This window comes from Streptomyces sp. HSS9-12 (assembly GCF_054963655.1).
In genome coordinates, this window is record NZ_JBUEGC010000003.1 from 87,141 (window position 1) to 108,198 (window position 21,058).

General features: G+C 70.3%; 17 protein-coding genes and 1 riboswitch. Of the genes, 5 read left to right on the forward strand and 12 right to left on the reverse strand.

Going from position 1 to position 21,058, the window contains the following annotated elements; genetic code table 11:
• Window positions 1-254: 254 nt before the first annotated feature.
• From ACY34J_RS02455 to ACY34J_RS02475, 5 genes are all read right to left on the reverse strand, one after another.
• Entirely contained in the window at window positions 255-1,325 is a 1,071-nt protein-coding gene (locus ACY34J_RS02455) for an SIS domain-containing protein (protein WP_462724642.1), read from the reverse strand.
• A 50-nt stretch (window positions 1,326-1,375) separates the two neighbouring features.
• Window positions 1,376-2,914, reverse strand: a complete 1,539-nt coding sequence (locus ACY34J_RS02460; RefSeq protein ID WP_462724641.1) for a glycoside hydrolase family 3 protein — start codon at window positions 2,912-2,914, stop codon at window positions 1,376-1,378.
• A gap of 9 nt (window positions 2,915-2,923) precedes the next feature.
• Window positions 2,924-3,670, reverse strand: coding sequence for a carbohydrate ABC transporter permease (locus ACY34J_RS02465; protein ID WP_462724729.1), 747 nt, complete (start codon window positions 3,668-3,670; stop codon window positions 2,924-2,926).
• Window positions 3,671-3,774: 104 nt separating this feature from the next.
• Window positions 3,775-4,764 carry a carbohydrate ABC transporter permease gene (locus tag ACY34J_RS02470; RefSeq protein ID WP_462724640.1) on the reverse strand — a complete coding sequence of 330 codons (990 nt, stop codon included), beginning with the start codon at window positions 4,762-4,764 and terminating at the stop codon, window positions 3,775-3,777.
• A 110-nt stretch (window positions 4,765-4,874) separates the two neighbouring features.
• Entirely contained in the window at window positions 4,875-6,149 is a 1,275-nt protein-coding gene (locus ACY34J_RS02475) for an extracellular solute-binding protein (RefSeq protein ID WP_462724639.1), read from the reverse strand.
• Between the two features lie 228 nt (window positions 6,150-6,377).
• Between ACY34J_RS02475 and ACY34J_RS02480 the strand changes: the two genes are divergently transcribed.
• The 5 genes from ACY34J_RS02480 to ACY34J_RS02500 all read left to right on the forward strand — a co-directional run bounded on the left by ACY34J_RS02480 (window position 6,378) and on the right by ACY34J_RS02500 (window position 13,418).
• A complete protein-coding gene (locus ACY34J_RS02480) occupies window positions 6,378-7,184 on the forward strand; it encodes a GntR family transcriptional regulator (RefSeq protein WP_462724638.1) in 807 nt (268 codons plus the stop codon).
• A 190-nt stretch (window positions 7,185-7,374) separates the two neighbouring features.
• Window positions 7,375-7,632: a DUF3311 domain-containing protein gene (locus ACY34J_RS02485; protein WP_462724637.1), complete on the forward strand. Its 258-nt coding sequence runs from the start codon at window positions 7,375-7,377 to the stop codon at window positions 7,630-7,632.
• The gene (mctP, locus tag ACY34J_RS02490) at window positions 7,629-9,302 is read left to right on the forward strand and encodes a monocarboxylate uptake permease MctP (RefSeq protein WP_462724636.1); all 1,674 of its coding nucleotides are present in this window, start codon (window positions 7,629-7,631) and stop codon (window positions 9,300-9,302) included. The genes ACY34J_RS02485 and mctP overlap by 4 nt, the downstream gene beginning before the upstream one ends.
• Window positions 9,303-9,620: 318 nt before the next feature.
• A riboswitch (cobalamin riboswitch) is annotated at window positions 9,621-9,752 on the forward strand.
• A 151-nt stretch (window positions 9,753-9,903) separates the two neighbouring features.
• Complete coding sequence (locus ACY34J_RS02495) at window positions 9,904-12,318, forward strand: ribonucleoside-diphosphate reductase subunit alpha (RefSeq protein WP_462724635.1); 2,415 nt, start codon at window positions 9,904-9,906, stop codon at window positions 12,316-12,318.
• 143 nt (window positions 12,319-12,461) lie between these two features.
• Window positions 12,462-13,418 (forward strand): ribonucleotide-diphosphate reductase subunit beta, encoded by a 957-nt coding sequence (locus tag ACY34J_RS02500; protein WP_462724728.1) that lies wholly within the window; start codon window positions 12,462-12,464, stop codon window positions 13,416-13,418.
• A gap of 469 nt (window positions 13,419-13,887) precedes the next feature.
• Here ACY34J_RS02500 and def read toward each other — a convergent pair whose 3' ends face one another.
• The 7 genes from def to ACY34J_RS02535 all read right to left on the reverse strand — a co-directional run bounded on the left by def (window position 13,888) and on the right by ACY34J_RS02535 (window position 21,027).
• Window positions 13,888-14,535 (reverse strand): peptide deformylase, encoded by a 648-nt coding sequence (def, locus tag ACY34J_RS02505; RefSeq protein ID WP_462724634.1) that lies wholly within the window; start codon window positions 14,533-14,535, stop codon window positions 13,888-13,890.
• An 86-nt stretch (window positions 14,536-14,621) separates the two neighbouring features.
• Entirely contained in the window at window positions 14,622-15,617 is a 996-nt protein-coding gene (locus ACY34J_RS02510) for a tetratricopeptide repeat protein (protein WP_462724727.1), read from the reverse strand.
• 340 nt (window positions 15,618-15,957) lie between these two features.
• Window positions 15,958-17,175 (reverse strand): HD-GYP domain-containing protein, encoded by a 1,218-nt coding sequence (locus tag ACY34J_RS02515; protein WP_462724633.1) that lies wholly within the window; start codon window positions 17,173-17,175, stop codon window positions 15,958-15,960.
• Between the two features lie 173 nt (window positions 17,176-17,348).
• The gene (locus ACY34J_RS02520) at window positions 17,349-18,899 is read right to left on the reverse strand and encodes an HD-GYP domain-containing protein (protein WP_462724632.1); all 1,551 of its coding nucleotides are present in this window, start codon (window positions 18,897-18,899) and stop codon (window positions 17,349-17,351) included.
• A 200-nt stretch (window positions 18,900-19,099) separates the two neighbouring features.
• Window positions 19,100-19,456 (reverse strand): mycothiol system anti-sigma-R factor, encoded by a 357-nt coding sequence (rsrA, locus tag ACY34J_RS02525; protein ID WP_462724631.1) that lies wholly within the window; start codon window positions 19,454-19,456, stop codon window positions 19,100-19,102.
• Window positions 19,453-20,124 carry a sigma-70 family RNA polymerase sigma factor gene (locus ACY34J_RS02530; RefSeq protein WP_462724726.1) on the reverse strand — a complete coding sequence of 224 codons (672 nt, stop codon included), beginning with the start codon at window positions 20,122-20,124 and terminating at the stop codon, window positions 19,453-19,455. The genes rsrA and ACY34J_RS02530 overlap by 4 nt, the downstream gene beginning before the upstream one ends.
• Before the next feature lie 270 nt (window positions 20,125-20,394).
• Entirely contained in the window at window positions 20,395-21,027 is a 633-nt protein-coding gene (locus ACY34J_RS02535) for an alpha/beta hydrolase family protein (RefSeq protein WP_462724630.1), read from the reverse strand.
• Window positions 21,028-21,058 lie beyond the last annotated feature (31 nt).

Genomic DNA, 21,058 nt, shown 5'->3' on the forward strand with positions numbered 1-21,058 from the left:
GACAGACAATAATGGTCTAGTCCACAATGAGAAGGTAAAACGTCCGTCCTCCCCGCACCGGAGGGTGGAACGAGGCACGTGGCGCTCTCTGCCCTGACGGCGTCGGCGGCCTCGGGTCGGCCGGAGCGCCGCGAGGTACCGCACACCTCGCGACCAGGCGCGATCGGCCGGCGTCAGCTCCGGGCTGCGGTGCCGGACAGGTTGAGGGTCCTGTCCCGGCGCCGCGGCCCGAAGTGTGTTACGGGCAGCCGCGCTCAGCGGGTCCGGGTGACCTTCGCCAGCGCGCGGGGGGCGTCCGGGTCCTGGCCGCGGGCGATGGTGACCTCGTACGCGAGCATCTGCAGCGGCAGGATCTCCAGGATCGGCTGGACCTCCTCGGCCACCTCCGCCGTCGGCAGCGCGAAGCCGGCGCAGGCCGTGTCCACCTCGGCCTGGCTGCCGATCACGACCAGGTCCGCGCCACGGTCGCGCAGCCGCTTGAGCACGGGCTGAAGTGCCTCGCCGCCCTTGCCCTCGGTGACGATCGCGATGACCGGTGAGATGTTGTCGACCATCGCGAGCGGGCCGTGCAGCAGGTCGGCGCCGGAGTAGGACAGCGCCGGGATGTAGCTGGTCTCCATCAGCTTCAGCGCTGCCTCCTTGGCGGTCGGGTAGCCGTAGCCGCGGGAGGTGAGGACCATGCGCTCGGCGAAGCGGTAGCGGGCGGCCAGCGCCTTGACCTCGTCCTGGCGGTCGAGGATCTGCTGGGCGAGCTCCGGCAGCACCTTGGCGGCCGCGCCGTCGCCGCCGCGCAGGCCCTCGACGAAGAGGTAGAGGGCCAGCAGCTCGGCGGTGTAGGTCTTGGTCGCCGGGAGCGCCTTCTCCGGGCCGGCGAGAACGTCGATGTGGAACTCGGAGACCGCGGCGAGCGGGGAGTCGGCGTTGTTGGTCACCGCGAGGGTGATCGCACCGGCCTCGCGGGCCGCCGTCGTGGAGGCCACCAGGTCCGGCGAGCCACCGGACTGACTGACGGTGATGACCAGGCAGTCGGTGAGATCCGGCTTGGCACCGTACGCCGTGGTGGTGGACATGGAGGTCAGGCCGCACGGCTTGCCCAGCCGCACCTCGAGCAGGTACTTGGCGTACAGGGCCGCGTTGTCGGAGGTGCCGCGCGCGGTGAGCAGTACGAACCGCGGGCCCTGCGCCGCGATCCGCTCGGCGGTCTCGCGGATCCTGGCCGCCCCCTCGTCGAGGATGCGGCGCAGCACCGCGGGCTGCTCGGCCATCTCGCCGGACATGAACCGGCCCGGCTGCTGGCTGTGCTGGGTCGGAGTCGTGGCGGACATGCTGGGTGCCTCCAGTGGGCTGTGTGTCGAGCTCGAGCGAACCACGGCCGTCAACTCCCGGCCGCCGTACCGGTGATGACTTCAGCGGCGGCCCGTCCGCAGACGCGGGCGGCGCCGTGCGTCGCGATGTGCAACGCTCCTGCGGGCGGCGCCTGGGGCACCCCCATCTCGACCACCACGGTGTCGGGCCGGGCGGTGAGCAGGGCGTCCAGCGCGTCGGCCATCCAGGGGTGCCGGTGAACGTCGCGGACCACTGCGACGATCCTACGGTCGGCCGCCGCCTCCAGCACCTGCGCGATCACTGCGGGCATCCCGGTCTCGGCGGCGGTGCCGCTGCCGTATGTGCCGGTCGTGGTACCGGGCAGCAGACGGTCCAGTTCCGCGGCGATGCCCCACGGGGTTTCGTCGCCGACGGCGATATTGGCCACCGGTGTGAAGGCGGCCACGTACGGGGGCGCGGTCAGTGGCTCGTACGCCCCTTGAGCACGCGTCACGCGGAGCGCGCGCCGGGCGGCCACGAGCCCCACCTCGGGCGCGGGCGCGGTCCTCGCTACCGCACGCGCGCCCGATGTCCAGCGCGCCAGTGCGCGCACCCGTGCCGCGGCGTCGGCAAGCCGCTCCTCCGCCAGTTCACCCTCGCGTACGGCGGTGATGAGCGCGTCGCGCAGCCGCAGCACGGTCTCCTCGTCGGCCAGGCCGCCGCCGACACAGATCGCGTCGGCACCCGCGGCGATGGCCAGCACACTGCCGCGCTCGATGCCGTAGGCGGCGGAGATCGCGCGCATCTCCATGCCGTCGGTGACGATCAGGCCCTCGAAGCCGAGCCCGCCCTCACTGACAGGGGCGCGAAGGAGGCCGCACAACGCCGGACGGCTCAGCGTCGCGGGCCGGTCGGGATCCAGCGCGGGCAGCAGGATGTGCGCGCTCATCACGGCCTTGGTGCCGGCTTCGACGGCGGCGCGGAAGGGCACGAGCTCGCGGGCGTACAGCGTCTCCAGGTCGGCGCCGATGCGCGGCAGGGCGTGGTGGGAATCGACGTCGGTGTCGCCGTGCCCGGGGAAGTGCTTGGTGCAGGCGGCAATCCCCGCCGCCTGCAGGCCCTCGACATACGCTGCGGTGTGCCGGGCGACCAGGGCCGGGTCGGCGCCGAAGGAGCGGACGCCGATGACGGGGTTGTCGGGGTTGGAGTTGACGTCCGCGGAGGGCGCCCAGTTGAGGCTGACGCCGCACTCGGCGAGCCGGCGGCCCAGCTCCCGGGCGACGGCCCGGGTCAGATCCACATCGCCGACCGCCCCGAGGGCGAGATTGCCGGGGAAGGAGGAGCCCGTACGGGCCTCCAGGCGGGTGACGTCACCGCCCTCCTCGTCGATGGCGACGAGGAGATCGCCGCTCTCGGCCCGCAGCTGGGCGGTGAGGGCGGCGAGTTGCTCGGGCGAGGCGATGTTGCGGCCGAACAGGCCGACCGACACCAGCCCTTCCCCGAGCCGGCGCAGCAGCCAGTCGGGCGCGCTGGTGCCGGTGAAACCGGGCTGCAGGACGGCGAGCGCATCGCGGGTGAGGCTGCCGGTGTTGCGTACGACGGTTGTCATGGCACTACGTCATCCCTTCACCGCGCCGGAGGTCAGACCCCCGACCGCCTTCCGCTGCAGAAACACAAAGAGCACCAGGATCGGCAGGGCGAACAGGGAAGCGGCGGCCATGGTGGCGCCCCAGTCGTTGCCGAAGTTGGTCTGGAAGCTCGACAGCCACAGTGGCAGCGTCTGGGCCTCGGCGTCCTTGTTGAGGATCAGCACCAGCGGGAATTCGTTCCACGCGGTGATGAAGCCGAAGAGCGAGGTGGCCATCAGGCCCGGCGCGAGCAGCGGGAGAACGACCTTCACGAAGGCCTGCGGCCGCGAGCAGCCGTCGACCATGGCGGACTCCTCCAGTTCCGCCGGCACCGCAGCGATGAATCCGCGCAGCGTGAGGATCGTCAGCGGCAGCACCATGACCATGTAGAACGCTGTCAGCGGCAGGAGGCTGTCGAGCATGTCGGCGTCCCGCACCAGCATGTAGATCGCGATGACCATGACCTCCCAGGGTGCCATCTGCGCGATCATGAAGGTCAGGACGACACCCCTGCGGCCCCTGAAGCGCATCCGTGCGATCGCGAAGGACGCGAGGAGCGCGATCAGCAGCGACAGGACCACGGCGAGGACGGTGACCGTGACGGAGTTGCGGACCAGCGTCCAGAAGTTCTCCGCGCCGACGGCCGTACGGAAGTGTTCGAGGGTGGCATCGCCGGGGAACCACACCGGGTCCTCGCTGATGATGGCCCCGGTGGGCTTGAAGGCCGTGCTGAACATCCAGTAGACGGGAAAGACGAACCCGACGGCCAGGACGAGGGCGGCCACGGCGGGCCATGTGCCCCGGGCGCGGACGATGACGATGCTGCGGAAGTCTGAGCGCGTCACAGCTCGTCCCTCTCCTGCTGCAGGGCGATGCGGAAGTAGTAGGACATCAGGGCCAGCAGGATCAGGATGGTCAGCAGCGAGATCGCCGCGCCCATGCCGTAGTGCTGGTTTCCGATGCCCTCGACGAAGGCGTAGATCGGCAGAGTCTCGGTGAGCCGGTCGGGGCCGCCGGCGTTGATGGCGTAGATCTGGGCGAAGGCCTTGAAGACCCAGATCACCTCGAGGAAGGTCGTGGCGAGGAGGAAGGGCTTGATGAGGGGGAACGTCACCGAGGTGAAGCTCCTCCACCCGCCGGCGCCGTCCAGCGCGGCCGCTTCGTACAGCTCGGCGGGAATCGTCGTCGTCGCCGCGTAGAGGTTGAGCGCGACAAACGGGATCGACTGCCAGACGATCAGGACCGTGACCACGAAGAAGGTCGACAGCTGGCCGCCGGTCCAGTTGAAGTCGGCCATCTTGTGCAGGCCGAGCAGCCGGTCGAGGACCCAGTTGACGACGCCGAAGCGCTGGGCGAACAGCCACTGGTAGACGGTGGTGGCGGCGATGTTCGGCATGGCCCAGGCCAGCACGAGGCCGACGGACAGCAGCAGCCGCATCGCCCTGCCGAGCCGGGCCAGCAGCAGGCCGATGAGGGTGCCGAGCACCATGATCAGTACGACGTTGGCGGCGGTGAAGACCACCGACCGGACGGTGACCCGCCAGAAGTCCTCACTGCCCAGGATCGAGCGGTAGTTCTCGATGCCGTTCCACTCGGTGACATGCCGGATCAGCTGCCCCATGTTGAGGTTCTGGAACGACAGCAGGCCGTTGCTCACCAGCGGCCAGCCGAGGAAGGCGGCGGTCGCGGCGAGCGCGGGGAGCAGCAGCAGATACGGCGCGGAGCGTCCTGCCCGCCCGCTCTCCCGTCCCGGTCGGGTGGGCGGTCCTCCCGTGCTCTCCGGGATGCCGGCGGCCGGGCCCGGGGCCGCCCGTTCGGTCTGCACTGACATGCCTGCCATCTCTTTCCTGGTGCCGACGAGCCGTGGTGGGCCGTAATGAGCCATACGCGTCAAGGCCCTGCCGGAAACGGTCGCCCGTCCCCGGCAGGGCTGGTGGTGCCCTACTGCTGCTGGCTGAGGCGCTTGTTGAACTCGGCCTCGACCTGCTGGGCGGCGGCCGTGGGCGACTTACCGTTCAGGACGGCGGTCATATAGGTCTTGATCGGGTTCGGCGGGTTCTCCACCGGGGCCCACTCGGGGATCAGCGGAGTGGTGCCACCGCCGGCGGCGGCCGGGGCGGCGGCCTCGGCCGCCGCGTTGCCCTTCAGGCGGGACTGCAGCGACTGCTTGTTCGGGATGACGCCGCCTTCCTCGGCGAGCATGCCCTCGAACGTGTCGGAGAGGGCGATCTTCAGGAACTCCTTGGCCAGTTCCTGCTTCTGGCTCCCGGCCGCGACGGCGAGGTTGGAGCCGCCGAGGAAGACGCCCTCGGGCTTGCCGGCGGTCTCACCGGGGATGGTGAAGTAGCCGATCTCCTTCTCGATCTTCGGATTGGCCTTGATGGCGGTGGCCGCCTCCCAGCCCATGCCGATGAAGGCGCCGGTCCTGCCCTTGGCGAAGACCTCCGCCTGCTGCGGGGTCGCCTCGTCCTTGTCCTTGGGGGCCTTGCTGAAGGACTGGTACTGCCGGTAGATGTCCATGGCCTTGGCGACCTTGGAATCGGCGAGATTGGACACCCACTTCTTGCCGTCCTTCTTCACCAGGTCGGCCCCGGTGCCGATGGTCAGGCCGTCGAAGAAGTACCAGTTCTGGCCGGGCAGATAGATCGGTTCCGCATCGGTCTTCTTCCCGATCGCCTCGAGGTCCCTGAAGAACTCGGTACGGGTCTCGGGCGTGCCCTTGAGGCCGGCCTCGGCCCAGATCTTCTTGTTGTAGACGACGACGCGGTTGGCGACGTACCAGGGCGCCGCGTACTGCTTGCCGCCGTAGACAGCGGACTTGTTGATCGACGCGGTCCAGTCCGCGCCGATCTCCTTCTTCAGATCGGTCAGGTCGGCGAGGCCGCCGGTCCGGGCGTACGCCGGGGTCTGGGTGTTGCCGACCTCGATGACGTCCGGCGGCTCCGACTCCGAGAGCGCTGTGGTGATCTTCTGCTGGATGCCGTTCCACTGCTGGGTCTCGAACTTCAGCTTCGCGCCGGTCTTCTTCCCGAATTCCGCCGTGACGGCCTTCGTCCAGCCCTCGGGGGTGGAACCGTCCATGGCCCAGACGGTCAGGGTCTCCCCCTTGAAGCCGTCCGAGCCGGACTTGTTCCCCCCGTCGCCGCTGCTTCCGCAGGCGGCGACGCTCGCCAGCATGGCCGCGACACCCGTCGCTGCTATGAGCCCGCGCTTCATAGCACCCCTCCTCCACGAACCGGATGTGGTCAATAATGGTTTAGACCAGTGCGGGCAGCTTGGCCTAGACCTTTGAGGGTGTCAAGGGTGTATAAGAGTCGCTGTCGGGTCCGTTACCGTTCCGACACCCGGACGGGGGCCACCCGCTGAGGCCGGACCGTGCCACGATGTGAGCCGCTACAGACGGAGGAGCCGGTGACGGCAGGAGATGAGCCGGGGAGGCAGACCATGGAGTCCGACGGCGCCGCCCAGGCCACAGAGCACGCCCCCACGCTCCACTCGGGAGACGAGGCCCCTCATGGGGCGGGCGGCGCGGCGCGCACCGCGCGCGTGCCCAAGTACTACCGCCTCAAGCGCCACCTCCTGGAGATGACCCAGACGCTGCCCCCCGGCACACCGGTCCCCCCGGAGCGCACCCTCGCCGCCGAGTTCGACACCTCCCGTACGACCGTGCGGCAGGCCCTCCAGGAGCTGGTCGTCGAGGGCCGGCTCGAGCGGATCCAGGGCAAGGGCACCTTCGTCGCCAAGCCGAAGGTCTCGCAGACCCTGCAACTCACCTCCTACACCGAGGACATGAAGGCCCAGGGCCTGGAGCCGGCCTCGCAACTGCTCGACATCGGCTACGTCACGGCGGACGACCGGCTCGCCGGCCTGCTCGACATCGCGACGGGCGGGCGGGTCCTGCGCATCGAACGGCTGCGGCTGGCGAACGGCGAGCCGATGGCCATCGAGACCACGCATCTGTCGGCCAAGCGCTTCCCGGCGCTGCGCCGCAGCCTGGTCAAGTACACCTCGCTCTACACGGCCCTGGCGGAGGTGTACGACGTCCGGCTCGCCGAGGCCGAGGAGACCATCGAGACCTCGCTGGCCACGCCGCGCGAGGCCGGGCTGCTCGGCACGGACGTCGGCCTGCCGATGCTGATGCTCTCGCGGCACTCGATCGACACCAACGGCGAACCGGTGGAGTGGGTGCGGTCGGTCTACCGCGGCGACCGGTACAAGTTCGTCGCCCGGCTGCAACGGCCGGGCACCTGAGGCGGATAGCGGACGCCGGTCGGCTGACACTGGCCCACTGATCGGCGCGGCACCCCCACATCGCTCCTGACCTGCGGTTCCATCAAGCGTTTCCGTACCGATATACGAACGGGGGTGACGTCCGGAGGGAGCCTCCCTTAGATTTCCCCCGCATTACGGAGGAGATCACTCGAGGGGACGGTGCCGGGTCATGACAGAACCACCAGAAGACCGCCAGAGAGGGGTCGCCGCCCTGCCGCTGACCGTGGCGGGCGTATGCCTGTTCATTCCGTTCGTGGCCCTGCTGTGGGTCGGCTCGTACTCCCGGGTGACGCCGACCGTGATCGGCATCCCGTTCTTCTACTGGTACCAGATGCTCTGGGTGCTGATCTCTACCGCACTCACCGCCGTCGCGTACGCCGTGATCCGGCGCCATGAGAAGGCGCGCAAGGGGGGTGCGTCGCAGTGAAGGACGGCGTGAACGTCATCGCCCTGGTCGTGTTCGGCCTCTTCTTCGTCGCCGTGACGGTCATGGGCTTCCTGGCCGCCAAGTGGCGGCGCGCGGAGAACGCCGAGAACCTCGACGAGTGGGGCCTGGGCGGCCGCAGCTTCGGCACCTGGATCACCTGGTTCCTGCTCGGCGGCGACCTCTACACCGCCTACACCTTCGTCGCCGTCCCGGCGGCGATCTACGCGGCGGGCGCGGCCGGCTTCTTCGCCGTGCCGTACACGATCATCACGTATCCGCTGGTCTTCACGTTCCTGCCGCGGCTGTGGTCGGTCGCGCACCGGCACGGCTACGTGACCTCCTCGGACTTCGTACGCGGCCGCTTCGGCTCCAAGGGCCTGTCGCTGGCGCTCGCGGTCACCGGGATCCTCGCGACCATGCCGTACATCGCGCTCCAGCTCGTCGGCATTCAGGCGGTGCTGGACGTGATGGGCATCGGCGGCGGCACGAGCACCCACTGGTTCGTCAAGGACCTGCCGCTGCTGATCGCCTTCGGTGTGCTCGCCGCCTACACGTACTCCTCCGGGCTGCGCGCCCCCGCGCTCATCGCCTTCGTCAAGGACACCCTGATCTACCTCGTCATCGCGGTGGCGATCATCTACATACCGATCAAGCTGGGCGGCTTTGACCACATCTTCTCCGCGGCGAGCGACGCTTTCGCGGTGAAGAACCCGCAGACGGGGCTGCCCCGCGGCTCGCTCGTCACGGCACCGCAGGCGCAGTGGGCGTACGCCACGCTGGCCCTCGGCTCCGCGATGGCGCTCTTCCTGTACCCGCACTCGGTGACCGCGGTGCTCTCCAGCGGGAGCCGCAACGTCATCCGGCGCAACACGACGATCCTGCCGCTGTACTCGCTGATGCTGGGCATGCTGGCGCTGCTCGGCTTCATGGCGATCGCCGCCGGGATCAAGGTGGAGAACGGGCAGCTGGCGATCCCGCAGCTGTTCGAGAACATGTTCCCGGACTGGTTCGCGGGTGTGGCGTTCGCGGCCGTCGGCATCGGCGCACTGGTCCCAGCGGCCATCATGTCGATCGCCGCCGCGAACCTGTTCACCAGGAACATCTACAAGGACTTCATCAAGCGGGACGCGACGCCGGCGCAGGAGGCCAAGGTCTCCAAGATCGCCTCGCTGCTGGTGAAGGTCGGTGCACTGGCCTTCGTCCTGACCATGGACAAGACGGTGGCGATCAACTTCCAGCTGCTCGGCGGGATCTGGATCCTGCAGACCGTTCCGGCGCTGGTGGGCGGCCTGTTCACGCGGTGGTTCCACCGCTGGGCGCTGATCGCGGGCTGGGCGGCCGGCATGCTCTACGGCACCTGGAAGGCGTACGAGACGCCGGGTCCCAATCAGCCGCACTTCGGCAACACCAACCTGATTCCGCTCATCGGCGAGAAGGGCTACATCGGGCTGACCGCCTTCGTGCTGAACGTCGCGGTCGTGGTGGTGCTCACGGTGGTCCTGAAGGCCGTCAAGGCGCCGGAGGGTGTGGACGAGACCTCCGCGGACGACTACACGGCGGATGCGGGCGAGCCTGGCGTGCGGACCAAGCTGCCGCCGGCCACAGTCGGAGCGCCCGGCCCGGGTCCCGACGACGCCGCTGACACCGCGGAAGCCCCCGCCAAGAACTGACACCGCGGATCCGTACGGTCAGGCAGCCGTACGGTACGCACCGGCCACGGGCCGTCGCCCCCGCACGGGGCGGCGGCCCGTTGTCATACCCCTGGTGCACACTCGGCTTCGTGACTCCGCTCCCCCCCACCTGAAACCAGAAGATGGTGACGGCCCATCGGCTGTACGGCGGCTGGGTTTCTACGGGCTCCGGAGCGGGACTGGGAGCCGATACCGGGCGTCGTGCTGCAGGTGCTCAGCTGCGAGCTGTGATGGGCGAGCCCGATGTGGCCACCCCAAGCCCCGCCACAATATGTGGGGGCCGCGCGCGGACTACAGCACAAGATGTATGCTCATGCTCGCTGCCGCAGCAGGGGAATCCGGTGCGACTCCGGAACTGTCCCGCAACGGTGTAGACACGCGCACGTCGCGCGTGCCAGTCCGAATACCTGTCGGCGGCCTGCCCGGATCGACCGACCGGGCCGAAATCGTCCGGGCCTCGCGGGTTGGGTCGGCGGACGCTGCGCGGTGTCACTTCGCCCTGCCCGGGGGACGTACGCCCGTATGCGCCCGTCGCGCATCACCCCTCGCGGCCCCCAGCCGAGCGAGGGAGAGCACACCGGTGACCATCGCGCCCGTAGATCCGTCCTCATCGACCACAGCCGAGGACGGCCCCGAAGGCCCCGGAACCGCGCTGCTGCGCACCCTGACCGACCTCACCGCCGACCTTCCCGCGACCGACCCCGGCCGGGTCGCCGCCGCGGCGCTGCGCGGCCGTCACGCGGGTTCGGACGAGGCCGAGTTGCGGGGGCTGGCGACCGAGGCCGCGGCCGGTCTGATCTCCGAGGACCCGCAGTACTCGCGGCTCGCGGCGCGTCTGCTCTCCCGCGCCATCGCCGACGAGGCCGCGAGCCAGGGTGCGGTCTCCTTCTCCGCCTCCGTCGGGACCGGCCACCGCGAGGGTCTGATCGCCGACAGCACCGCGGAGTTCGTACGGACACACGCCGCGCGCCTGGACACGCTTGTCGAGACGGCGCTGGCCGACGGCGCCGACGACCGCTTCGGCTACTTCGGGCTGCGCACCTTGCACAGCCGCTATCTGCTGCGCCACCCCACGACGCGTCAGGTCATCGAGACGCCGCAGCACTTCATGCTGCGCGTCGCCTGCGGCCTCGCCGCTGGCAACGCGGGCCGGGCGGTCGACGAGGTGGCCGCGCTCTACCGGCTGATGAGCCGCCTGGACTATCTGCCCAGCTCCCCCACCCTCTTCAACTCCGGTACCCGGCACCCGCAGATGTCCTCCTGCTATCTGCTGGACTCGCCGCTGGACGAGCTGGACTCCATCTACGACCGGTACCACCAGGTCGCGCGGCTGTCGAAGCACGCGGGCGGCATCGGCCTGCCGTACAGCCGGGTGCGGTCCCGCGGTGCTCTGATCCGCGGCACCAATGGGCACTCCAACGGCATCGTGCCGTTCCTGCGCACCTTGGACGCCTCGGTCGCGGCCGTGAACCAGGGCGGCCGGCGCAAGGGCGCGGCCTGCGTCTATCTGGAGACCTGGCACGCGGACCTCGAGGAGTTCCTGGAGCTGCGTGACAACACCGGCGAGGACGCGCGCCGCACCCACAATCTCAACCTGGCGCACTGGATCCCGGACGAGTTCATGCGCCGCGTCGAGGCGGACGGGGTGTGGTCGCTGTTCTCGCCCTCCGACGTGCCGGAGCTGGTCGACCTGTGGGGCGAGGAGTTCGACCTGGCCTACCGCACGGCGGAGGCGGAGGGCCGCTACGTCAAGCAGGTTCCGGCCCGGCAGATCTACGCCCGGATGATGCGCACCCTCGCGCAGACCGGCAACGGCTGGATGACCTTCAAGGACGCTGCCAACCGCACCGCCAACCAGACGGCCGAGCCGGGCAAGGTCATCCACTCCTCCAACCTCTGCACCGAGATTCTGGAGGTCACCAGCGACGGCGAGACGGCCGTGTGCAACCTGGGGTCCGTCAACCTCGCTGCCCATCTGGGTGCGGACGGGACGGTTGACTGGGAGCGGCTGGACGCCAGCGTGCACACCGCCGTCACCTTCCTCGACCGGGTCGTGGACATCAACTACTACCCGACCCGCCAGGCGGCGGCGTCCAACGAGCGCTGGCGCCCGGTGGGCCTCGGCGTGATGGGCCTGCAGGACGTCTTCTTCCGCCTCAAGCTGCCCTTCGACTCCCCCGGGGCGGCACGGCTGTCCACCCAGATCGCCGAGCGCATCATGCTCGCGGCGTACGAGGCGTCCTGCGACCTCGCCGACCGGCACGGCCCGCACCCGGCCTGGTCCTCCACGCGCGCCGCACGCGGGGTGCTGCACCCGGATCACTACGGCGTCCAGCCGCACTGGCCGGAGCGCTGGGAGGCGCTGCGCGCCCGTATGGCCCGGACCGGCATGCGCAACTCCCTGCTGCTGGCGATCGCGCCCACGGCCACGATCGCCTCGATCGCGGGCGTGTACGAGTGCATCGAGCCGCAGGTCTCGAACCTCTTCAAGCGCGAGACCTTGTCGGGCGAATTCCTTCAGGTCAACTCGTACTTGGTGGAGGAGCTGAAGCAGCTGGGTGTGTGGGACGCCCGGACCCGCGAGGCGCTGCGCGAATCGGGCGGCTCGGTGCAGGACTTCGCCTGGCTGCCTCAGGACGTGCGCACGTTGTACCGCACGGCGTGGGAGATCCCGCAGCGGGCCCTGATCGACATGGCCGCGGCCCGTACGCCGTTCCTCGACCAGAGCCAATCGCTGAATCTCTTCATGGCCTCGCCGACCATCGGCAAGCTCAGCTCGATGTACCTGTACGCATGGAAGCAGGGCCTGAAGACGACGTACTACCTGCGTTCGCGCCCGGCCACCCGGATCGCCCGCGCGGCCGGCAACTCGACGGCCGCCGACCTCCGCGCCCTGCCTTCGGCGGGGGGACCCCCAGTACAGCAGACGACCGAGTCCGCCGACGCCGTCGCCTGCTCTCTTGAAAACCCCGAGTCCTGCGAGGCCTGCCAGTAATGACCACCCCGGCCCACCCTCCCCTTGCCTCCGGCGTGGGGGACCCCACCGACCACCACCCCGCAACGACGACGCTGCGCGTCGGCACCTCTGATTCTCCGAAGAACCTCCTCGATCCGGGCTTCGAGCTGACGCTCCGTCCGATGCGCTACCCGGAGTTCTACGAGCGCTACCGGGACGCGATCAAGAACACCTGGACCGTGGAGGAGGTCGACCTCCACTCGGACGTGGCCGACCTCGCCAAGCTCTCCCCGGGCGAGCACCACCTGATCGGCCGTCTGGTCGCCTTCTTCGCGACTGGCGACTCGATCGTGGCCAACAATCTGGTGCTCACCCTCTACAAGCACATCAACTCCCCCGAGGCGCGGCTGTATCTGTCGCGGCAGCTCTTCGAGGAGGCCGTGCACGTCCAGTTCTACCTGACGCTGCTCGACACCTATCTGCCGGACCCGGACGACCGTGCGGCCGCCTTCGCGGCAGTCGAGAACATCCCGTCGATCCGCGAGAAGGCGCAGTTCTGCTTCCGGTGGATGGACTCCGTGGAGGAGATCGACCGCCTGGAGTCGAAGGAAGACCGCCGCCGCTTCCTGCTCAACCTGATCTGCTTCGCGGCATGTATCGAGGGGCTGTTCTTCTACGGCGCCTTCGCCTACGTCTACTGGTTCCGCTCGCGGGGGCTGCTGCACGGGCTGGCCACCGGCACCAACTGGGTCTTCCGTGACGAGAGCATGCACATGGAATTCGCGTTCTCGGTCGTGGACACCGTCCGCGAGGAGGAGCCGGACCTCTTCGATGAGGACATGGGCAAGCAGGTCACGGCGATGCTGGAGGAGGCCGTCGAGGCCGAGCTGCAGTTCGCGTGCGATCTGTGTGGTGACGGCCTGCCCGGAATGAACACCGATTCGATGCGGCAGTATTTGGAGTGCGTCGCCGACCAGCGCCTGCGCCGCCTCGGCCTGCCGGCCCGCTATGGCTCGGAAAACCCGTTCTCGTTCATGGAGCTTCAGAACGTCCAGGAGCTGACGAACTTCTTCGAGCGCCGGGTGTCCGCCTATCAGGTCGCGGTGGAGGGTTCGGTCGCCTTCGACGACGACTTCTGACCCGCGAACTCCGTCCCGATCCCGTGGCAGCGGGGATCGGAACGGAAGCGTTGGTGATCTAGATGGTCGCTCGGACTCGCTCGCATGCGTGGCAGCGGCTGTGAACTGAGCCTCGGTCGGCGGAACTGCCGTCGCTGCCGGTTGCCTTGGCACTGCCACCCGAGTCGCAGGCGGTCAGGCTCAGGCCCGCCACCATGACGCCGGCAGCGGTGGCGGTGATGGCTCGAAGTCGCATGGGTACTTCCCCCTGTGTAGCGACCGGAGCGGTCTCCCCGGCCACGTCCGGGCCTTGTTCGGTGCGCCGTGGTCACGTCACGTAGTTGCGCGACTGGCGCCCGTCGAGTGGCCGGGTCGCCGCCGCGGCGCTCGACGCGCGTCAACTACCCGCGCATGACGGGCGGGAGGCGCACAGGTAAGGGGCGGACCCCAATGGGGTCCGCCCCTTACCACTCGCTATCGGTGCCGTGGTTCAGTCGTTCGGGACCGTCTCGTAGCGCGGGGTGCCCTCAGCCATCTGCCGCAGGGCTTCCTTGCGCTCTCGCTTGGACAGCCGGTCGATGTAGAGGTAGCCGTTCAGGTGGTCGGTCTCGTGCTGCAGGCAGCGCGCGAAGTAGCCGGTGCCCTTGACGACGATCGGGTTGCCCTGCGCGTCCTGGCCGCGGCAGATCGCGTAGTCCGGGCGCGCGAGCGGGGCGTAGGCGGTCGGCACGGACAGGCAGCCCTCGTTGGACTCGTCGAGCACCCGGCGGTCGGCCGGCAGCTCCTCGATCTCCGGGTTGCAGATCGCGCCGACGTGCCGTACGCCCTCGTCGTCCGGGCAGTCGTAGACGAAGACGCGCAGGTCGACACCGATCTGGTTGGCGGCCAGGCCCACGCCTTCCGCCGCCCGCTGGCTGGCGAACATGTCGTCGATGAGCTGGGCGAGCTTGTCGTCGAACTCCGTGACGTCCTTGCAGCGGCGGTGCAGCACCGGGTTGCCGTAGACGGTGATCGGGCGGACCGTGCCGCGCTCGCGGTGCTCCTTCTCGCGCTGCTCGGCGTCGATGGTGTCGTCGAAAAACTCGATGTCCTCCGCCTCGTCCGCCGTCCGCTGCTGCCCGCTGTCCTGCTGCGCCATGTCCGCCGTACGCCTTCCTCAAGCTTCCTCAGCCATTTGCCTTCAGCCTGTACAGGGTACGGCCCCAGGCAGGCGGGCGGCCCAGGTCAGCAGACTTCTTCCAGGTCCCGCCAGGCACGGGTGTCCGGGCTGTCGGCGACCCAGCCGTCCAGCAGGCCCCGTACGAGTCCGGCGGGCGCCGCGATGCCGCACTCCCGCTCCGGCACCCACAGCACGCCCGAGCCCGCCGTCCGGTGGCCGAGCGGACCCGGGTGTCCGGGCTCACTGTGGTCGTGCGGGTCGAGATGTTCGCCCTCGCCCTCGTCGCTCGGCATCCGGCTCTCCGAGCAGGAACGGCACAGCAGCCGCACCGACGACGACCAGTCCTCGGCCGCGTAGCCCGCGTCGCCCGCGAGCCGTTCCAGGGCGTCCCGGTCGGCCTCGGTGGCCGCCTCCAGCAGCACCACCCAGGTCGGCACCGGGGAGGGCGCCCACAGCTCGATCTCGTCGAAGACCGGGTACGAGTGCCCCGCCGCGGTGGTGCGCTCGCCGTGCGGGACGCCGTCGTGCAGCACGACCTCGCCCCAGCGCCGCCCCGAGGACGGCAGTGGGATGCTCAGCACCTCCAGGCGGGCCGGGTCCAGCCGGCGGCCCCATACGACCTCGGCCTCGCCCTCCGGCGACAGCCGTACGGCCGCGCTGCCCAGCTCCATCTCGATCGGCTCCGCGGACGGGCCGTCCGTGCGCTGGTCGCCGCGGACCTTGAGGCCGTACGCCTGCCAGGCGCGGCGGGCCAGGGGCCAGTCCTGCAGGGCGGTCGCCGCGATGCCCACGTTCCACCAGTCCGGGGCGCCCTCCTCGCGGTCCAGGAGGGCGACGGCGCGCAGGCCCGCGGCGCGCGCCTGCTCCCAGTCGTGCCGGAACTTGTGCAGCAGCGCCAGGTTGAACCAGGACTCGGAGAGCCAGGGCTCAAGGTCGGCGGCACGGGTGAGCAGCGCTCCCGCGTCCTCGTACCGACCGTCGCCGATCAGCGTGAAAGCGCGGTCGGTCGCCTGCCGCCACGAGGCGGAGGGCCGATGCCGTCCCTTGCCGAAGATCCTCACGATTCCCGCCTGCCGGTTCACTCCGTGTCCGTTGCCTTGTGCCTGCCGACTGTGTCAGAAGCCCGGCCCGGGAGGTGCCCCCAGGGGGAGCGTCCCCCTCCCTGGGACAACCTGCCACAGATCGGCCGCCATCTCAGCCCGGCCCCTTTCGTCCAGTGCGCTGCAGCCTGCGCGGAGCGTTGTTCACGGTGCTCCTTGCCGACTGCGCGACCCCGAACCCCCTCTGCTTCCGCATCCAACCATGCCCATCTCGACGCGCGCTCATTACCCGTGGGTTCAGCAAGATTCAACGGCTCCCCCTGGCGGTTTCGACGGCTGTTTCTGCGGTAGTGAACCGGGATTACGGGGGTGAACCGGGCGGTCGGCCACCGCGGGCGAGCACGCGCGCGAGAGCATCGACCACCCGGGGTTCGTAGTCGCGGGCGGTGGCCAGCCGGAGCCGTTCCAAGGCGCTCAGCGGACCGCCCAGGCTCCGCCCACCGCATGCCAGGTCGTCGTAGGCGTTGACGGCGCGGACGATCCGAGCGGCGAGCGGCTGCTCGCAGTACGGATCCGCCTGGCGCTCGACGACGACCGCCACCTCGGCGGGCACCCCGGTCTGGCGTACGACCGCGCCGCCGAGCAGCGCTATCCGGCGCTGTTCCTCCGGCGGCAGCGACGCGGTCGCCCCTGCGGGGACCGGGTCCACCAGGGAGAGCTGACCGATGTCGTGCATCAGCGCCGCGCACTCCAGCACATCCAGCTCGGGTTCGGACAGCCCCAGCTCTCGGCCGACGGCCCCGCTGAGGGCGGCGACGCGGCGGGCGTGGCCGGTGGGGGTGTAGCCGGCGATCTCGGTGGCGCGGGCGAGGGAGGCGATGGTCTGCCGGTAGGTGGCCCGTACGGCGGCGTAGCGGCGGCAGGAGAACTGGGTGAGCAGCAGCGGCACGCAGAACACGGGCAGCGCCCACAGTCCGGCCACGGCGACGGCAAGGGCGATGACCACACCGGTCGCGCAGATGGCCGAGCCGATGCCCAGCAGGGCCCGTAGCTCGTCACGGAGCAGCGGTCCGTACGGCCAGCCGGTGCGGGAGCGGGCGAGAGCGGCCGCGACGACGGCGTCGCACAGGGCGGTAAGGGCCAGCAGAAGCAGCAGGAAGAGGGCGTAGTACGGGCCTTGCCCGATCCGTTCGTCCAACTGTCCGGAGGTGTGCAGTGGTTGGAAGCAGGTGGCGGCGAATCCTGCGGTCAGGACGCGGCGGGCGAGGTGGTCGAAGACGGATGTACCGGCGCGGGCGACGTGCGGCGCGGTCCCGGCCAGCGCGGCCGCGCCGACGACGGTGACGACCTGGAACACACCGTGGGTGGTGGGGTGTCCGGCTATCTGGCCAAGGAGCGCGTAGGCGAGCGCTCCGGCGGCCGCGAGCGGGGCTGCCTCGCGGCCGGCTGGTCCCCAGCGCAGCAGCTCGCCGACGGCTATGAGCACGGCGAAGGCAAGGGCGGTGCCCGGCTGCTGGATCCCGTGCCACAGGGTCCACCCAAGGGCGCTCGCCCCGAGGGTCACCGCGGCACCGCGCACACACGCCACGGTGAGAGGCGCACGTGGGCCCGCGGGCGCATCGGTCTCCCGGCCCGCATGGATCCCGGAGGGCACGGCAGAACGTCTCTCCCCCGGTCCGGGGCCCGGCGTGCCGCCTTCATCCGCGGGTGACGGCGAAGGGCCGCAGGCTTCGGGGGGCTCCTGTCCGCGGCTCATGCGCCTCCGCCTCGGTTGGGCTCCACTCCGGCCTGGTCTGGGTGCTGAGCGGGGCCGGACGGCCTGGCAGCGGGGCCGCCGGCCGGCGGTCCGCCGGTCGCGGGTGCCAGTGCCGGGGCCGCTCGGCGCCGTTCCGAGACGGAGTCCGCTGGGGACCGGGATGGTGGCGGGCCTGCGGCCGGTGTCGGCTGCGGCGTTGGCGGCACGTTTCCGCACGCGCCCGCTCCGTCCGCCCCGTCCGCCGTACTGGCCCTGTCGGCCGTGACCCCTGGATGCCAGCCGTGCTGGTCGAGGGCCTGGGCCAGAGCCAGGACCATCCGGGGGTCGAACTGGGTGCCCGCGCACCGCCGTAACTCCTCGACAGCGTCCGGGACCGGGCGCGCCCGTCGGTAGGAGCGCGTCGACGTCATCGCGTCGAACGCGTCCGCGACCGCCACCACCCGCGCGAACTCCGGGATCTGCGAGCCGGACAGGCCGTATGGATAACCGCTGCCGTCCATGCGCTCGTGGTGGTGCAGGATCGCCGCGCGCGCCTCCCGCAGAAAGGCGATGCCGCGAACCATTTCGTGCCCGTACTCGGGATGGAGCTCGATGACACGGCGCTCCTCGGGAGTCAGCGGCCCGTCCTTGCGCAGCAGCCGCGTGGGGACGCCGATCTTGCCGACGTCGTGCAGTATGCCCGCGAAGCGGAGCACTTCGAGCCGGTCCCCTGCCATACCCAGCTCCCTGGCGATCATCACGGAGGCGCGGCCGACGCGCTCGCTGTGGCCGCGGGTGTAGCGGTCCTTGATGTCGACGGCCTGGACCAGCGCGCGGATGGTGGCCTGGTGGGCGGCCCGCTCACGGTCGTACTGGGCGAACATCCAGCAGCAGACGTACATCGGCAGCAGCACCAGCAGGGCGGCGAGCGGACCGTACGGGCTGCGCCAGAGCACCGCCATCATCAGCCCGGCCAGCCCGTGCACCAGGTGCGGGGCGAGCGCGCGCAGCAGCAGCCCGCGCCAGGCGGTGCGCGGGGAACAGCGTTCGGCGGTGACGAGGATGCCGCCGTCGAGGGCGACGAGGACCAGGCAGTAGGCGAGCGCCCCGGCGGCCGCGGACAGCAGGGCGTAGGGGAAGTCGGCGGCGGCCACGGCGGCATGGCCGCTGGCGGTCAGGCCGCCGTGGCCGCCGCCGAAGGCGTATGCGGCGGCGTACGACGCGAGCGCGCGCTGGGCGGCATGCCACACCCGCCGCGGCCAGGCCGGATGCTGCTCGACGCGGCCGATCAGCGCGCCCGGAACGGGGACCAGCGCAGCGGCCGCGGGCGGCAGCAGAAACGCTCCGGCAAGGAGCACGGGCACGAACGAGCCCATGCCGCCGGGGGCCCGGCGGCCCATGAAGGGACAGCGCGTCACCTGCTCACAGGCGGCGTAGAGGACGACGAGCAGGCCGACAGCGGCCCAGGGGATTGGGGCGGCTGGGCGTAAGGAGGGGGCGGCACAGGCACCGGCGGCCAGCACGGCGCACATGATGTACACGCGCGCCCCCGGCGGCAGAGCTCGCATGCGCCTCCTCCCCGCGTTCCCGCACGCTTTTCTGTCTGCGCGTCAGGATGGGGAGAATAGGCCCGCGCTTGCCGCGCGGCAGGCGCATCGGCGGATTAGGCCGTCCGAGCGTTCCGGATTCGCACCTTCGGGTGACGTTAAGGGCGCGTACGGGCTCGAGCCGCGTCGGCTCACACGCCTCCTCGCGCCCCGCTCTGCACTCAGGCCGAGTCGGCCCGGGCGGACGCCGACTGGGCGTCGGCCTCCCTCGCCTGCTGCTCGGCGACAGCCTGCTCCAGCACGGTCTGGTCGGGCACTGCCTCGCCCGCCCGGATGAGCTCGATCCGGCCCATGACCTTCGCCCGGAGGTCGGCGGGTACGTCGTCATGGCCGCAGCAGCGCTTCACGAGCTTCTTCACCGCGTGTTCGAGTCCGTACTTCTCCAGGCACGGCGAGCACTCGTCGAAGTGCTCCTCGAACTTGTGGAACTCACCATCGGGCATCTCGTGATCGAGAAACTCGTACAAATGGTCAAGGACCTCTGAGCAGTCGATCTCGTGCGGCTTGCCGCAGCTCATGATCCCGAGCCTTCCTCGTCGTGCGACTCGGTCGACGCAGCGCTCGCGCCGGCGGGGACCAGCCCGCGGTCACGGGCGTAATCCTCCAGCAGACCGCGCAGTTGGCGACGACCGCGGTGCAGGCGCGACATAACGGTACCGATGGGGGTTCCCATAATGTCCGCGATCTCCTTGTACGCAAAGCCTTCGACGTCCGCGAAGTAGACCGCGATCCGGAACTCCTCGGGGATGGCCTGCAGCGCCGCCTTCACGTCCGAGTCCGGCAGGTGGTCGAGCGCCTGCGACTCCGCGGAGCGCAGACCGGTCGACATGTGCGACTCGGCGCGTGCCAGCTGCCAGTCCTCGATCTCCTCGGCCGCACTGCGCTGTGGCTCGCGCTGCTTCTTGCGGTAGGAGTTGATGAAGGTGTTGGTGAGGATCCGGTAGAGCCAGGCCTTGAGGTTGGTGCCCTCACGGAACTGGTGGAACGAGCCGTACGCCTTCGCGTACGTCTCCTGGACGAGATCTTCCGCATCCGCCGGGTTGCGCGTCATGCGCAGCGCGGCGGAGTACATCTGGTCGAGGAACATGAGGGCGTCCCGCTCGAAGCGCGCGTTGCGCTCGGCGACCGTCTCTTCCGGCTGGCCGTCGCCGGTCGTCCCTGCGTCGGTCCCGGTGACCGGACCCACCTCCTCCAGCGCGTCAGCGGGAACGAATGCGGACCCGCTCGAATCGGAGGATAGACGACGATCCGCTCCGGCGGCCGCTCCGGCGAAAGCAGCCGGCTGAACCACCGCCATCTGCGACCACCCCATCTCGGCGGTCTGCGGGCGGGGCGGGCATTGGATCGAACCCATGCGGCGGACTCCCTCTCCTGGCTCTGTGCCTGCGGACAACCGGGACAACGCAGGTCAGGCTCGGCGCATTCCCGCCGGCTGAGACCGGCTTCGGGATACGTCCTAGGGCCGGATCCCATCCAGCCACGCGGCGACGGCGCCGGTCAGGATGCCGAGTGCCTCGTGCTGCGTCAGCTCGGCCCTCTTGGGCACGGTGAAGGAATGATCGCTGTTCGGGACCTCGACGATTTCGGTCCCGAGCGGGAACTCCCCGGGCCGCCCGAAGGGGTCGCGGCCGCCCTGCACGACCAGGGTGGGCAGCCCCGCGCCCGTCAGCTCCCCGGCGCGGGACTTCTCCGGCTTGCCCGGCGGATGGAGGGGGAAGGACAGTGCCAGCACGGCGCACGCACCCAGCTCGCGCGCCGTCCGGCAGGCCACGCGACCCCCCGCGCTCCGCCCGCCGGCCACGACCGGCAGCCCGGGCTTCTCCAGGGCGGGCCACAGCGCCGCCCACGCGGTGTCGAGGGTCTTAGGGGCGGGGGCCACCTTCTTGCCGGCGACGCGCCAGGGCTGCTCGACGAGCGCGACGGTCACGCCGTGAGCGGGCAGCGTGGCGGCCAGGGCCTGCAGATCGCGGGCCTCGATGCCGCCGCCCGCGCCATGGCTCAGCGCCAGCACCAGCTTGGCCTCCGGAGCCGCGAACCAGGTGATACGGGCATCGCCCACGGAGGTGGGGACGGTTTCGATCTCGCTCACGCCCCCATCCTGCCGCGCCGAGAGCCGCGGG

Coding starts and splice junctions, on each gene's coding strand:
- def (WP_462724634.1), bottom strand. CDS start 14,535: ATGGCGCAGCAGGACAGCGGGCAGCAGCGGACGGCGGACGAGGCGGAG.
- ACY34J_RS02470 (WP_462724640.1), bottom strand. CDS start 4,764: ATGTCAGTGCAGACCGAACGGGCGGCCCCGGGCCCGGCCGCCGGCATC.
- ACY34J_RS02455 (WP_462724642.1), bottom strand. CDS start 1,325: ATGTCCGCCACGACTCCGACCCAGCACAGCCAGCAGCCGGGCCGGTTC.
- ACY34J_RS02460 (WP_462724641.1), bottom strand. CDS start 2,914: ATGACAACCGTCGTACGCAACACCGGCAGCCTCACCCGCGATGCGCTC.
- ACY34J_RS02465 (WP_462724729.1), bottom strand. CDS start 3,670: ATGTTCAGCACGGCCTTCAAGCCCACCGGGGCCATCATCAGCGAGGAC.
- ACY34J_RS02485 (WP_462724637.1), top strand. CDS start 7,375: ATGACAGAACCACCAGAAGACCGCCAGAGAGGGGTCGCCGCCCTGCCG.
- ACY34J_RS02500 (WP_462724728.1), top strand. CDS start 12,462: ATGCGCTACCCGGAGTTCTACGAGCGCTACCGGGACGCGATCAAGAAC.
- ACY34J_RS02475 (WP_462724639.1), bottom strand. CDS start 6,149: ATGAAGCGCGGGCTCATAGCAGCGACGGGTGTCGCGGCCATGCTGGCG.
- rsrA (WP_462724631.1), bottom strand. CDS start 19,456: ATGAGCTGCGGCAAGCCGCACGAGATCGACTGCTCAGAGGTCCTTGAC.
- ACY34J_RS02480 (WP_462724638.1), top strand. CDS start 6,378: ATGGAGTCCGACGGCGCCGCCCAGGCCACAGAGCACGCCCCCACGCTC.
- ACY34J_RS02520 (WP_462724632.1), bottom strand. CDS start 18,899: ATGCGAGCTCTGCCGCCGGGGGCGCGCGTGTACATCATGTGCGCCGTG.